The sequence below is a fragment of the Chitinophaga sp. 10T418 genome, from assembly GCF_056394125.1.
Genome location: NZ_JBFTHG010000011.1, coordinates 214,501 through 228,468, shown reverse-complemented (window position 1 = coordinate 228,468; position 13,968 = coordinate 214,501). Strand labels below are relative to the sequence as shown.

Here is a 13,968-nt window from a genome sequence, read left to right as displayed (position 1 = left end):
GTAATTATATATAATATTATTATATATTTGTGCGTATAAAGTATAAAGATGGATGTGAATCTGACTAATTTCCTGTATGTGGCCCTTGCAGTAGGCGCAGTAGTTATCGTATATCCGACCATAAAAGATCTTTTCAAAAAAAACAAGCCGGAAGATGCGGCTGCAGAAGAGAAACAGCCCACGACAAACGCAGCAGTACTGCCTTTGCAGTTGCAGGCGTATGAGCGGATGGCATTGTATGTAGACCGGATTACGCCGCAAAGCCTGATCGGGCGTATCTATCAGCCGGGCTTACTGGCGGTGGACATGCAGATAGCAATGGTGCAAAATATCAAAGCAGAATACGAACATAATGTAACGCAGCAGATCTATGTATCTGCCATGACCTGGGAAGCGGTAAAAACATTAAAGGAACAAACCATTTCCGTCATCAACCAGGTGGCGGTACAATTAGCACCGGATGCACCAGCCATGGAGCTGAACAAGCAGATACTGGAAGTCTTTTTACAAGCCGGTGAATCTCCTGCTGAGCTTACCTCCCAGATCATCAATGCAGAAGCAAAACGACTGATGCGATAATCATTTTGTCCGGATCACTTCATCCAGCAAATAACCTTTTCCGTTAAACAGTATATAAAGTGGTTTTCCCTGGTACCAGGGAATGCCGGCTGTTTTGGCATGTACCTGGATATGCAGATGGGGTTCGGTACTAAAGCCCGAATTACCTACACAGCCCAGTGGATCGCCCTGTTTTACATACTGACCTTCCTTCACGGTAACACTGCCCATTTTAAGATGGCCCATAAACACGTAATAGCCGGGCGTTTCCAGTAATACCTGGTTGGTATTCTTTGGGCCACGGTCCATCGCCGGCGGAATATTGTCGGGATTATTACTGTAAGCCCTTATAACGAGGCCATCACAGGGTGCATATACGGTATCGCCGAAGATGGTATAATCTTCCAGACGACGGGAAAATATTTTATTGGCGCGGCCACCTGTGCTGTTCAGTTTCACAATATCCATCGCGTATACAGCACCACGTAAACTAAAGTGAAATACATTGGTGGGCAATCCTTTACCTCCCTGTAACACATAGTATTTACCTGATTTAAATGGCAGCGATAATTTTACGGTATCCGGTTTACCGGTAGTGCCGGTAAAGTAAAGCACACTAAGTAAGATGAATACAGCAGACAGTACAACGTTGCTCCGCTTCTTCCAGCGGGGTGTAGGTTTGGCAGCATGATCATGCTTACGCAGCACGTAAGCTGCGCAACAGGCCAGTAATAAACCGCCGAAAACGTAACCGGTATAAATGGACAGGTATACCCAGGTACCATACAAATACAGAAACAATGCCATTGAAAGGCCCAGCAACAAATAAGTGTAAGTTGCTGACAATGGCCTGCTGCCAGCTTTCCATACCAGGTATAAACTATACAGCGCCAACGCGAGGGTAATGCCTAATAAACAGTAAATGATCATAATAGCCAGCCAACTTTCACACAAATTATCAATATTTTTCTCAGCGGCGAAGTACCATAATAATTATGTAACATTGCAACGCTAGTTTTAGATACTATGGAAAAGACCATTCAAACCGATTCGGGCATCGTTATAGCACCGCTGTATACCCAGCCGGTGGCTATGGAAGAACAACCCGGCAGCTTTCCTTATACCCGGGGCATACACGCTACCATGTACCGCGATAAGCTGTGGACCATGCGCCAATATGCCGGATTCAGTACTGCGGAGGAATCGAATAAACGTTATCATTACCTGTTAAGTCAGGGTGTAATGGGACTGAGTGTGGCATTTGATCTGCCTACTCAGATAGGCTATGATTCTGATCATCCCATGTCTGAGGGAGAAGTAGGTAAAGTGGGGGTAGCTATAGATTCGCTGGAGGATATGGAAATATTGTTTAAAGATATTTCTCTCGAACAGATATCTACCTCCATGACCATCAACGCCACCGGGTTTATACTGCTGGCCTTTTATATTGCGCTGGCCAAAAGGCAGGGAGCGGATCTGAAAAAAATTTCCGGCACCATACAAAATGATATCCTGAAGGAATATGCAGCCAGAGGCACTTTCATTTATCCGCCCAAACCCTCTATGCGGTTGATCACGGATATTTTTGCCTATTGCAGCAAAGAAGTCCCGAAATGGAATACCATCTCCATTTCCGGTTATCATATCCGGGAAGCAGGCGCTAACGCCGTGCAGGAACTGGCCTTTACGCTGGCTAACGGTAAAGCCTATCTGAAAGCAGCCCTGGAAGTAGGACTCGACATCAACGTTTTTGCAAAGAGGTTATCCTTCTTTTTCAATGCACATAATCATCTTTTTGAAGAAGTAGCTAAATTCCGTGCAGCCAGGCGCATGTGGGCGCATATCACCCAATCACTGGGTGCTACAGATCCCAAAGCACAGATGTTGCGTTTCCATACACAAACAGGCGGCAGCACACTGACTGCACAACAGCCGCAGAATAATATTGTGCGGGTAGCCATCCAGACACTGGCAGCTACCATGGGAGGAACCCAGTCGCTGCATACCAACGGCTACGATGAGGCGTTGTCGTTACCTACAGAAGCCGCTGCCCGTATTGCTCTCCGCACACAGCAGATAGTTGGCTACGAAAGTGGTGTAGCTGATACGGTAGATCCACTGGCCGGCTCTTTTTATGTAGAAGCGCTGACTAATGAAGTAGAAAGCAAGGCCTGGGAGCTGATTAATAAAATTGATGCCATGGGGGGCGCTGTCAGTGCCATTGAACAAGGCTTTGTGCAGGATGAAATTGCCCGCAGCGCATACAGATACCAACAGGAAATTGAGAATAATGAAAAAATTATCATCGGTGTCAATAAATTTACAGCCACCGACCAGGTAGCGCCGGAAGTTTTCCGCATCGATGACAGCATCCGTATAATGCAATCAGAACGTCTGCAGTCATTACGGGCACGCCGCGACAATGCAGCAGTACAAAGTGCCCTGACACGGATCAAAAACGCTGCCGGCACCAGTGAAAACCTGATGCCGCTGGTTGTGGAAGCAGTGGAACATTTGGCCACACTAGGCGAAATAGCAGATGTACTGAGAGAAGTATGGGGAGAGTATAAATAATTATATAAGCGTATTCAACAATCAAATGAGTTTAATCTATCACAACAACTGCCCGCTTTGTGGTTCATCACAAATACATGAAGCGCTTACTGCCAAAGACTATACTGTATCAAAAGAAACATTCAATATCTTCCATTGCGGAGGCTGTGGTGGCCGGTTTACACAAAACGTACCTGATAGCGCGCACATAGGCCGCTATTACCAGTCGCAGGAATATATTTCTCATTCTGAAACGAAACAGGGACTCATTAACCGTTTATACCACAGCGTCAGAAAGATTACGCTGCGCTCCAAGCAAAACTGGGTGCGCAATGCCGCTGGTATCAAACAGGGTACTTTGCTGGACATAGGTAGTGGCACCGGCGCCTTTCTGCATTATATGCAGGTAGGCGGGTGGACAGTAACCGGTTTGGAGCCAGATGAAAATGCCCGCCGGAACGCCAAAGAAATTTACAATATTACGGCGCTCCCTATTGAGGAGTTATATACTTTACCTGCGCAGCAATTTGATGCGATTACCATGTGGCACGTACTGGAACATGTACATGAACTGCACCGCTACCTGGATCATATCCGCACATTGCTGAAACCCGGTGGCTCCCTGCTCATTGCAGTTCCCAACTACACCTCTTCCGATGCTGGTTACTACAAAGAATACTGGGCGGCCTATGATGTCCCCAGACATCTGTATCATTTTTCACCAGGATCTATGGAGAAATTATTAACACAACACCAGATAAAGCTGGTAAAAAAACACCCGATGGTGTTTGATGGCTTCTATGTAAGCTTACTCAGCGAAAAATACAAAACTGGTAAAAGCCGCCTGTTCCAGGGATTTTTCCATGGTTTCCGTTCTTACAGAAAAGGATTAAAAATAGTAGACCAGTGCAGCTCCATTGTGTACGAATGCAAGATTTAGCTTTTAGCCATTAGCTTTTAGCTTTTAGTAAAAATGCAGCGAGGATCAACAGATGATCGTCTTCGCTGCATTTTTACTAAAAGCTAAAAGCTAATGGCTAAAAGCTTATATCAACTTCATCTCCTCTACCAACCTGGTACATCCGGCATATTTATCGATAATAAACAACACATAACGGATGTCTACCATGATATTACGGCAGATAGTAGGATCGTAGTTAATATCGCTCATAGTACCTTCCCAGGTACGGTCAAAATTGAGACCGATCAGATGTCCGTAAGCATCCAGTGCAGGGCTGCCTGAGTTACCGCCGGTAGTATGATTGGAAGCAATAAAGCAAACCKGCATTTTACCATTTACGCCATAACGGCCATAGTCTTTTTTCTTGTAGAGTTCAATCAGTCGGGCCGGCACATCAAATTCATAATCACCGGGAACATATTTCTCCATCACACCATCGAGGTAGGTATAAAAATCGTAGTGAATAGCGTCACGTGGATTATAGCCATCTACCTTACCATATGTTATGCGGAGGGTGCTGTTGGCATCCGGATAAAAGCTTTTTTTGCTGCCCATCACATCCATCTGCGCCTGCATATAGGTGCGTTGCAGGTTATTGATATTGGATTGAATATCGGCCAGAGGCTTGCTTACATTATCCACAAATCCTTTGCGCATGGCCATTACCAGGCGGGTTGCAGGATCTTTCCACATTTGCGCCACTACCGTATTGTAGGGTTGCTGCACAAATGTTTTCAGTTTTTCGAGAGATGTTAAACCGGATAAAGCATACAGCTTATCCGCCATTGCGCGGCCGTCTTTATTATTCTCCTGCCAGATCTGTGCAAATTCGCTGCCGGCATATTGTGACGGTACACCTTTGGCGTAGAGGTTCGTGAGACTGGCACAAATATCATGATCTACTTTTGCATTGTAGTTCTGGTAAAACGGCTGCATCGTTGCCAGGAATTGTTCGCGCATGGTTTCGTATTGCCCCTCCCCTTTTTCATGTACATCATTCAGGAAAGTGATCAGGCGATCCCCTACCGTAAACAGTTCCACATTTTTCACCAGTTCACTATAGTAGTCACGGGTTTGTGCGTAGGGTTGTATCTGCAGGTAATAAGCATTCAGGGAATCCAGTACGCCGCTGTATTTTTGTTTCCATAGCGGATTGGCCTCCATCAGCTGACGATAACCGGCTTCATACTGCAGTTTTTTACCGATGCCATTGGTTTGTTTCACGCCCTGCATTTCCCCCATCCATTTTTTCCAGTAGTTGGCTGTACCGGCATACTTGGCAGCATATTGAATTTTGATCTGTTGATCTTTGCGCATGTAGCTATCCATAATTTTGAGGGCAGCATCCCGCATCTCTACTTTGGCAGCATCTACCACTTCCACTGTTTGTTTTACTGCTTCAGAAGGCAGGTATTCCGTGGTACGACCCGGGAAGCCCATCACCATGGTAAAGTCGTTTTGCTTTACCCCTTTCAGGGAAATGGTCAATGCATATTTAGGCTTTAAAGGCACATTATCAGCCGAGTAAGGAGCTGGTCGGCCATCTTTGCCCGCATAGATACGAAACATCGAGAAATCGCCTGTATGACGCGGCCATACCCAATTATCTGTATCTGACCCAAACTTACCGATAGAAGAAGGCGGTGCTCCTACCAGTCTCACATCGCGGTAAGTTTCTGTTACAAACAGAAAATACTGATTGCCTTCATAAAATGGTTTTATCATCGCATCCTGCCAGCTTTCTTTGCGGGCAGCCTGTTTAATTTCGTTTAAACGCTTGTCTATCGCAGATTGCCGTTCTCTTTCACTCATGCCGGGTTTTACATCCTGCAGGGCGGCTTTGGTAACATCATCGATACGTACAATAAAGGTGGCAAAGAGGCCGGGATTAGGTAGTTCTTCCACGGCAGTTTTTGCCCAGAAACCATTTTCAAGGAAGTTATTCTGCAGGGAGGAATGCTTTTGAATAGCATCGTAGCCACAATGGTGATTGGTGAGCAGTAATCCCTGTTCAGAGATCACTTCTGCCGTACAAAAGCCACCAAAGCTGACAATGGCATCTTTGAGGCTACCTTTATTGATGCTATAAATATCCGAGGCATTGATTTTCATGCCCATTCCTTTCATCTCTTTCTCATTGAGACCGGATAGCAGCTGTGGCAGCCACATTCCTTCTGTAGCATAAGCTTGCCGCGCAAGTACGAGGAGTACTAATAACAGCACAGGTTTCGCGATTCGTTGCAACATATCTGATATTCTTTTTATAAAACAGGCAATTTACTATAATTCGGGGAGGGAGGAAAAGATAACCCGGTGTTTCCTATCATTCATCGACATAAAGCAGGTATTTACAGAGATCCCGTAGATTATCTGGACAGATTACCAGAATTTCATCCCTATATCTATCTGTCGAAAATGTTCCGGTTAAAATCCTCGGTAGTAATAGCACACATTACAGGGTGGCTGATATGCCTGAGTTTACCCCTGCTGTTTATCAGCGGGCAAACGGGCGACCATAAGGCACTCTCCATTTTATTTTCAACAGATTACCTGGTGTTCCTGGTAACCTATATTGCATTATTCTACTTCCATACCACTTTCCTGTTTCCCCGGCTGTACTTCCGGAAACAATATCTGTTATACTTTCTGGCTGTTTTCCTGCTGCTGATCATGGTCAATTATATGCGGCCCTTCGATCATCTGTTTACCCGGTTGCCACGTCCTCCTCATGAAATGCGCTGGCACCCGCCCATGCCACCCGATCATAGAGAAGCTGGCATGCAACCACCTGGTAAACCGCCGGTGAGAGTAGATATGGTCAGCGACTTTCTTTTCCTGCTCACCATTTCACTCAGTATTGCCACCGAAACTACCCGCCGCTGGCGGCAAACCGAGAAAAGAGCCCTATACGCAGAAACCCGCAAAACTCAGGCAGAACTATCCTTCCTAAAAGCCCAGATCAATCCACACTTCCTGTTTAACACCCTTAATAATATTTATTCTCTTGCCATGACCCGTAATGAAAATACGGCCATGAGCATTATGAAGTTATCCAACATGCTCCGCTATGTGACGGAAGATACCCGGCACGACTATGTATTGCTGGAAAGTGAAATTGATTGCTTACGTGATTATATAGATCTTCAGAAACTCCGGCTCACCACCAAAACAAAGGTCAACTTTTCTGTGACTGGTAGCCCGGGTATCAAATGTATTGCACCACTGGTACTACTCCCTTTCCTGGAAAATGCTTTCAAATACGGGGTGAGTAACCATGAGCCCTCTGAAATTAATATACAGCTGAATACCTCTGAAAATCACATTCACTTCTTCTGCAGCAATAAACTGTTCAGAATTACACCGGATACAAGCCGCACCGGTATTGGTATTTCCAACACCCGGCAAAGACTGGATCATTTATATCCTGACAAATATGAATTGCAGATCAGTGAAGACAATGGCGCTTATGCGATTACATTACAATTACAGGTGTAACTGATGGAGATAAAATTTATAGTGATAGATGATGAACCACCCGCCCTGCAGGTGATAAAGACCTACGCACAGGAATTTCCCTGGCTGAAGTTGCTGCATACTTTTGAAGATGCCATATCAGCGTCCGAATATCTGCGCCAGGTACCGGTAGATCTTATCTTTCTCGATATCCACATGCCGGATGTAAACGGGCTGGATCTGGCCAGGGGCCTTACCTGCAACCCTATGATCATTTTCACCACCGCTTACCGGCAATATGCTTACGAAGGTTTTGAGCTGGATGCCATCGATTATTTGCTGAAACCTATTCCGTTTCAACGCTTTGAAAAAGCCGTGCAAAAAGCGCAAACCTATCTTCTGCAACAGCTGCAGTCCCCGGCTATGGAAAGCCTGTTGGTGCATTCTTCCTACCACATGGTGAAAATACCGTTACATGAAATTGTATACATAGAGAGTATGGAGGACTATATCCGGATACATCTTACCCAACGGGCGCCGGTACTCACCCTGATGACCTTGAAAAAGATGATGGAAAAGCTGCCGGCAGGCAGGTTCCGGAGAATCCACCGCAGTTATATTGTGGCAGTAGATAAAGTACGTGCCGTTGTTAACAGGAAAGTGAAACTCTCTTCCGCAGCGGAACTACCGGTCAGTGACAGTTACAGTGACTTTATCCGTGACTGGAAACAACAGTAAATAGCTGGTTTAAGTATTCTCCTCATAATTACAAATCGAAATATGCTCACTTAACTTTAGTGTAAACGTATCTGTGGTATCATGAAATCCCAACAGCAGGTAATCTCCTATTATACTGTGGAGCAGCAGTGGTGCCGTATAATACAGGATCGCTACTTTATGCGCCTGCCGGTCCTGCGTATCAGACGCTATTATTTTAAACTGGTGGCGGTCGAAAGACAACTGGATATTCCCCAGAGTATCCCAGGTATCAGGCACCAGTTTGTTCAATGACTGAATATACAGGCCCACAGCAAACCCTGTTTTATAGTGCAGGGAATTTGCTTTGGGTTGCTGTGCCACTATTTCCGCAAAAGTCCGGTGTTGTGCGGCCTGGTTATATACCTGTGACTGCAGCAGGAATTCTTCATAGGAATCGTGGAATACCTGCTTTGCAAAAGGGGTAGTACCTGTAGCATCAATCAACTGGCGGATGACCAGTCTGATCATTATTTTGCCCATATCATCCTGCTATATAAATAGAGTGAACGAGATCATATCCTCCGCTGCTGTTGGCTGTTACAGTGGCCAGTTCGCTGGATAAAGAATCGCTAAAAACCATGTCCGCGCTGTTTTTAGCAATGCTGGTATTTTGCCCGTGTGCTGCATATAGAGTTGTTTTATACACCGCAGTATTGATATCATCCGGGAAGGCGATTTGTGTAGTGCATTTCAGTTTATTATCCACATATATCTGTGCATGAATGTGTGTGACCCTGCCTTCATACCAGCCGGGATAGACAGACGTAAACTTCACTTGCCCAGCAGCATCAGTGTACTGTAGTCCCCTGCAAAACACCAGTGCTGTATTATCCTGGTTGCCCAGGTAGCCCCTGTTGCTATAACCCGAGTAATAGCCATCCTTATCACAATGCCAGATATCTACTCTTGCATTTGCTAATGGTTTACAGTTATTGTTTGTGTTCAGCACATCGAGAACGATAGACAGTGGTATGCCATCCTTACCATCGGTGATATCCACGCGTTGTATAGATGATCCACGGCTGGTGTACAGGGGATAAGGGCCGTCTGTTTCTTCCGGAGACACGGTACAACCACCATCATTTTTTGCGGGATCTGTTGTGTTACTTTTTTTACAGGCTTCTATCAGCACAGGCACTGCAGTGGCACTGATGAACAGTTGTTTGAGGAATTTCTTACGGGTGTTTTCCATCGCATCAATTTTTGATCTGTCCTAAAGATTTCGATTATGCGGTGGAAAGACAAAAATTATAGATGAACAGGCGGGATGTACCGGAGAATAAATAAGAGGGAGTGTAAAAACAGTATTTCCGGCCTGAAATCTTTTGATAACAGTATTAATTCCGGGAGAGAGATCCCGTAATAATGCTGCTCCAGCATCAAAAAATTTCAGGAGCCGGAAATACTTTAACAGATTAGCTCATGCAACGATTAGTGATACAGATAGTTCAGTGCAATGATATCATTTGCGTTGAATGTACGGTTGCCGCCATTAGAGCAGGCCAGCATCCAGGAGTTAGCATCTGGTCCGGTAGGTGTACCTGGAATCCATATGGCTCCTACTCCTCCATCACCTTCGTTTACAGCACTACCACCGCAGCTGTAGGAACGATCCATGTAATCGGTATGACGCATACCAATACAGTGACCAATTTCATGCTGAATCACAGAACCCACGTACAGTACGTTAGGATTGGATCCATAGGCATACTGATTGGTGTTCATTTTAATGGTGCCATAAGGATTACCACCGCTGGTAGGGAAGCCGGAAGAGCCCAGTGTGATGTAGCCACCACTTGGTCCCTGGTTGAATCCCTTGATAGTAATGTTGGGGGTACCTGTTGTAATACGTTGGAAAGTAAAACGTAAACCCAGTCTGTTATACCGGGCAATAGCCGTATCCGTTCCCGCAATAAATGCAGTACCCAGATTAGATACTTTGATGGTAATCACGCGAGGCAAAGCGGTTACCAGATAATTGGTGCGGTACTGTTCTGTTTTTGCGATCCTGAGAACAGGGCTCACTACTTTTTCTTTCAGTTGTGCTGCGGTCAGCAGGATGTCGCCTTCTACCAGGTAACCATCTTCTGTTTTCACCACGTTGTCGGTACTGAAGCCGTTGTCTTTAATCTGGGCTAACACCTCTGCTGATACAGGGTCTGGCTTCACTTCTTCTTTTTGTGCACCGTTTTTTGAACAGGACGCAAACAGGAAAGTTGCTGCCACACAGCAGAGAACAGGAATTGTTTGTTTTTTCATAGATTCAAATTTTGGTTTTGGTTTAAAAAAAAGATATCCCGATCGCTTGTTCCTGCAAACAAGCAACTGTTAACAATACCAAATGTGTGCAGTGATCTGTGGCGGAATAAAGCACGAAAAGAGATTTACAAGTGCATAAAATACACTTGTAACACTATCGGCTTATTGCCTCAAATGCAACTGCTCCAGCTTTGTTTATCTTTCCAAAAAACCACGGTTTAGGTGTGCTCTCGTTTTTGGATGCATACAATAGCTAAATGCCTGTATTACACGGCATTTTATTTCTAATGGCTTGGCGATGATTCAGTAATACCGGCTCTTTCCGGCTACAAAGACTTGCTCAACTGTTTAACTTACTAGTAAAATGGTTTTCCAGCTCGTTGTTTAKATTTGTTCAGATTTTGTTGAAATTTACGCTCAGGATTTCCCCTTTCAATATTACAACTTTCGTTTTACTTAAAAAAAATATTTTGTTTTTATCCTTATAAAATTGTGTCGAAAAAGTAAATACAGTAGCTTTAAGCAGCAACACAAAACCAAAATCCTTGAACTGTTGTCATCATCCTGCATGAAGTCAAATACCCTGAAAATATGGACCCTGCTAACTTTGGTGCTATGCTACTGTTATAGCACTGCTGCACAGCAAAAAATTTCAACCGATAGCATTCGTCAACGGTATGCGGCGGATACATTTTCGGATGCACACCCCATCTCTCCTTTCCTTGTAAAATTTAAAAAGGTACCCGCGTCATCCGTGCTGCGGCAATGTGGACTGATACAGCCTATTACCCGCTACCACTATATAATACAACAGCTACCCAAAGACAGTAGTATTGTATACGCTTATCAAGCCAATGCTAATTACAAAGCGAGTGTTGCTTTACTGCAACAACTGGAAAAGGCCAATAACACGGACAGTATAACGCTCCAGGTATCTTTCAAGCGGGACGAACAACTGGCGCATGCCAGTATACGTATGTATTCCGACAGATTTTCTGTAGCCGTAGTACGGGTTCAAAAACAACACTGGCAGGAATTTATCAGTCAGCCTGCTATCCTATTTGCTGATATGGTAAGGCATCCTAAACCGGAAATCATCATTAATACCAGCAATCTTACTATCAATAGCATCCGTATTGCACAACAACAGTTTCCACTTGTACGTGGAAAACGTGTAGCCGTTTCCGTTAAAGAAGATCGTTTTGATACCACAGACATTGATTTACAGGGCCGGTATCTCCCCTCTACCTATACTTCTGCATCAAGTAGTTCGCATGCACTGATTATGGCTACACTGATTGGCGGTGCAGCTAACAGCGGTATGAACGGACAAGGTGTAGCATCGGAAGTAAAACTGAGTTCGGCTGATTACAACAGCAGTTTATTTCCGGACGATAATAATTATTACACACAATCCGGTATCACGATTCAAAATCATTCCTACGGCACCGGCATAGAAAATTATTACGGAGCAGAAGCTGTTGCCTATGATCAGCATATCCGGGAAGCCGATACAATTGTACATGTATATTCATCCGGCAATATAGGGAACAACACTTCCTCTTCCGGACGCTACCAGGGCATTGCTAATTACGCCAATCTATCCGGTAATTTTAAACAGGCTAAAAATATCATTTCAGTAGGTGGCACAGATGGTGTTTCACAGGTAATTGCCCTGAGTTCCAGGGGGCCAGCCTATGATGGCCGTATCAAACCGGAAATTGCGGCCTATGGAGAAGACGGTACTTCCGGTGCGGCTGCACTTACCTCCGGGGTAGCCGCCCTGCTGCAGGATGCATGGCGCCAACAACATAGCAGCCCGGTATCTTCTGCGCTGATTAAAGCCGTCATCCTCAATAGCGCCACTCGTCCGGCTGGCATACTTCCCTCCTATGAGCATGGCTATGGCTACCTGCAGGCATTGGGCGCCCTGAAAACATTACAGGAAAACCGTATCCTCTCAGGGGAAGCAGGCAATGGTAAAGTAACCAACTTCGATATCAACATACCGGCAGGCATGCAGCAGGTAAAAGTTACGCTGTGCTGGAATGATCCCGCGGCGCCTGTAAATGCCGTTAAAGCGCTTGTAAACGACCTGGACCTGACAGCTACCACGGCAGATAACAACACCTGGCTCCCATGGGTGCTCAACGCCTACCCGGCGGCAGATTCACTGAAGGCCCCTGCTAAACGAGGCAGGGACAGCATCAATAATACAGAACAGATCAGCATTGACCGCCCCATTGCGGGCAAACTGCATCTCAGTGTAAAAGGCACACAGTTATCCACTGCGACACAATCATTTTACCTTGCCTATGAATTTACACCGATGCAACGTTTTCAATGGCAAAATCCTGCACCGGAAAACATCCTGCCTGCGGCACAAAATACACCCCTGCAATGGCAAACTACGTATAGTGGTAACGGCGATATTTCGTATAGCACTGACAGCGGCCGCACCTGGCTGCCAATAGCACAAAACGTTCCGGTAGCGCAGGGTGTATATAACTGGTTGACGCCTGATATTTTCCAACAGGTGTTGCTGAAACTAACGTTAACGGATACCTCCTTTATAAGTGCGCCTTGTTATGTCTCGCCGCAACTGACCATTCATACCGGTTTTAACTGTACGGATACCGTAATGCTTTACTGGAATGCGCAACCCGATGCAGCCGGTTATCAACTATATACTATGGGCAGCACCACTTTAATCCCGTATAGCCACCCCCGTGATACTTTTACTTTCATTCCAAAATCAATGGCGTCTTCCCTGTATTTTGCCGTCAGTCCCATTGCTAAGGCCGGCTGGACGGGCATGCGCAGCTATACCGCTGATTACTCACAGCAGGGCGTGGGCTGTTATGTACAAAACCTGCTGGCAGATAAAACAACTGATAATAAAGTATTGCTTTCTCTTACACTCGGCAGTACCTGGCACCTTACAAACCTGTACTGGGAACGGTATTCCCCCAAAGGCTGGATCGGCCTGGATTCGCTGACAATTGGGGAGACCATGAATTTTAATTTCTTAGACAACCAACCGACAGAAGGATTCGTTCATTATCGCGTACGACTGCAAACTACAGATGGTCGTGTTATCTATTCCGATATTGCTACCGTAAGTATATTCCTCAATAACAGCATCCTCTTATTCCCCAACCCTGTAAGTACCCAGCTATACATCTTAGATGTACAAATGCGCAGCCGGAAAATGGTGATTACAGATATGAGCGGGCGGATAATGATGCAGCGTGACCTGGAAAATAACCAGGAAGTCATTCCTGTGCAGCAGCTGCCCAACGGCGTTTTTAACTGCAGTATTTATGTAGATGGAAAACGCATCTATGCGAAACAGTTTGTAAAGCAGAAGTAGTTCCCTTCCCGGCTACAGGGTAAAATTCATCAATAACCGGTTAAGATCATAG

11 protein-coding genes are annotated in these 13,968 nt (G+C 45.3%); 6 read left to right on the top strand and 5 right to left on the bottom strand.

What is annotated here, in order from left to right:
* The first annotated feature begins 48 nt into the window (after positions 1-48).
* On the top strand, positions 49-579 hold the full coding sequence (locus AC1DCV_RS27565; RefSeq protein WP_477026201.1) for a DUF7935 family protein: 531 nt from the start codon (positions 49-51) through the stop codon (positions 577-579).
* Here AC1DCV_RS27565 and AC1DCV_RS27560 read toward each other — a convergent pair whose 3' ends face one another.
* Positions 580-1,488 carry a M23 family metallopeptidase gene (locus AC1DCV_RS27560; RefSeq protein WP_477026200.1) on the bottom strand — a complete coding sequence of 303 codons (909 nt, stop codon included), beginning with the start codon at positions 1,486-1,488 and terminating at the stop codon, positions 580-582.
* Positions 1,489-1,584: 96 nt separating this feature from the next.
* Between AC1DCV_RS27560 and AC1DCV_RS27555 the strand changes: the two genes are divergently transcribed.
* Entirely contained in the window at positions 1,585-3,132 is a 1,548-nt protein-coding gene (locus tag AC1DCV_RS27555) for an acyl-CoA mutase large subunit family protein (protein ID WP_477026199.1), read from the top strand.
* A 25-nt stretch (positions 3,133-3,157) separates the two neighbouring features.
* On the top strand, positions 3,158-4,051 hold the full coding sequence (locus tag AC1DCV_RS27550; protein WP_477026198.1) for a class I SAM-dependent methyltransferase: 894 nt from the start codon (positions 3,158-3,160) through the stop codon (positions 4,049-4,051).
* Between the two features lie 105 nt (positions 4,052-4,156).
* On the opposite strand, the gene AC1DCV_RS27545 is transcribed toward AC1DCV_RS27550, so the two are convergent.
* Positions 4,157-6,319, bottom strand: a complete 2,163-nt coding sequence (locus tag AC1DCV_RS27545) for a S46 family peptidase (protein ID WP_477026197.1) — start codon at positions 6,317-6,319, stop codon at positions 4,157-4,159.
* Between the two features lie 66 nt (positions 6,320-6,385).
* Here AC1DCV_RS27545 and AC1DCV_RS27540 point away from each other — a divergent pair, with 66 nt between their 5' ends.
* Together AC1DCV_RS27540 and AC1DCV_RS27535 are read left to right on the top strand one after the other, a co-directional pair.
* Positions 6,386-7,567, top strand: coding sequence for a sensor histidine kinase (locus tag AC1DCV_RS27540; RefSeq protein ID WP_477026196.1), 1,182 nt, complete (start codon positions 6,386-6,388; stop codon positions 7,565-7,567).
* Between the two features lie 3 nt (positions 7,568-7,570).
* On the top strand, positions 7,571-8,263 hold the full coding sequence (locus tag AC1DCV_RS27535) for a LytR/AlgR family response regulator transcription factor (protein WP_477026195.1): 693 nt from the start codon (positions 7,571-7,573) through the stop codon (positions 8,261-8,263).
* A gap of 9 nt (positions 8,264-8,272) precedes the next feature.
* Here AC1DCV_RS27535 and AC1DCV_RS27530 read toward each other — a convergent pair whose 3' ends face one another.
* The 3 genes from AC1DCV_RS27530 to AC1DCV_RS27520 all read right to left on the bottom strand — a co-directional run bounded on the left by AC1DCV_RS27530 (position 8,273) and on the right by AC1DCV_RS27520 (position 10,543).
* Positions 8,273-8,764: a hypothetical protein gene (locus AC1DCV_RS27530; protein ID WP_477026194.1), complete on the bottom strand. Its 492-nt coding sequence runs from the start codon at positions 8,762-8,764 to the stop codon at positions 8,273-8,275.
* Between the two features lies 1 nt (position 8,765).
* Entirely contained in the window at positions 8,766-9,476 is a 711-nt protein-coding gene (locus AC1DCV_RS27525) for a dioxygenase family protein (RefSeq protein WP_477026193.1), read from the bottom strand.
* 239 nt (positions 9,477-9,715) lie between these two features.
* Positions 9,716-10,543 carry a M57 family metalloprotease gene (locus AC1DCV_RS27520; RefSeq protein WP_477026192.1) on the bottom strand — a complete coding sequence of 276 codons (828 nt, stop codon included), beginning with the start codon at positions 10,541-10,543 and terminating at the stop codon, positions 9,716-9,718.
* A gap of 568 nt (positions 10,544-11,111) precedes the next feature.
* Between AC1DCV_RS27520 and AC1DCV_RS27515 the strand changes: the two genes are divergently transcribed.
* Positions 11,112-13,916: a S8 family peptidase gene (locus AC1DCV_RS27515; protein WP_477026191.1), complete on the top strand. Its 2,805-nt coding sequence runs from the start codon at positions 11,112-11,114 to the stop codon at positions 13,914-13,916.
* Positions 13,917-13,968: the final 52 nt, after the last annotated feature.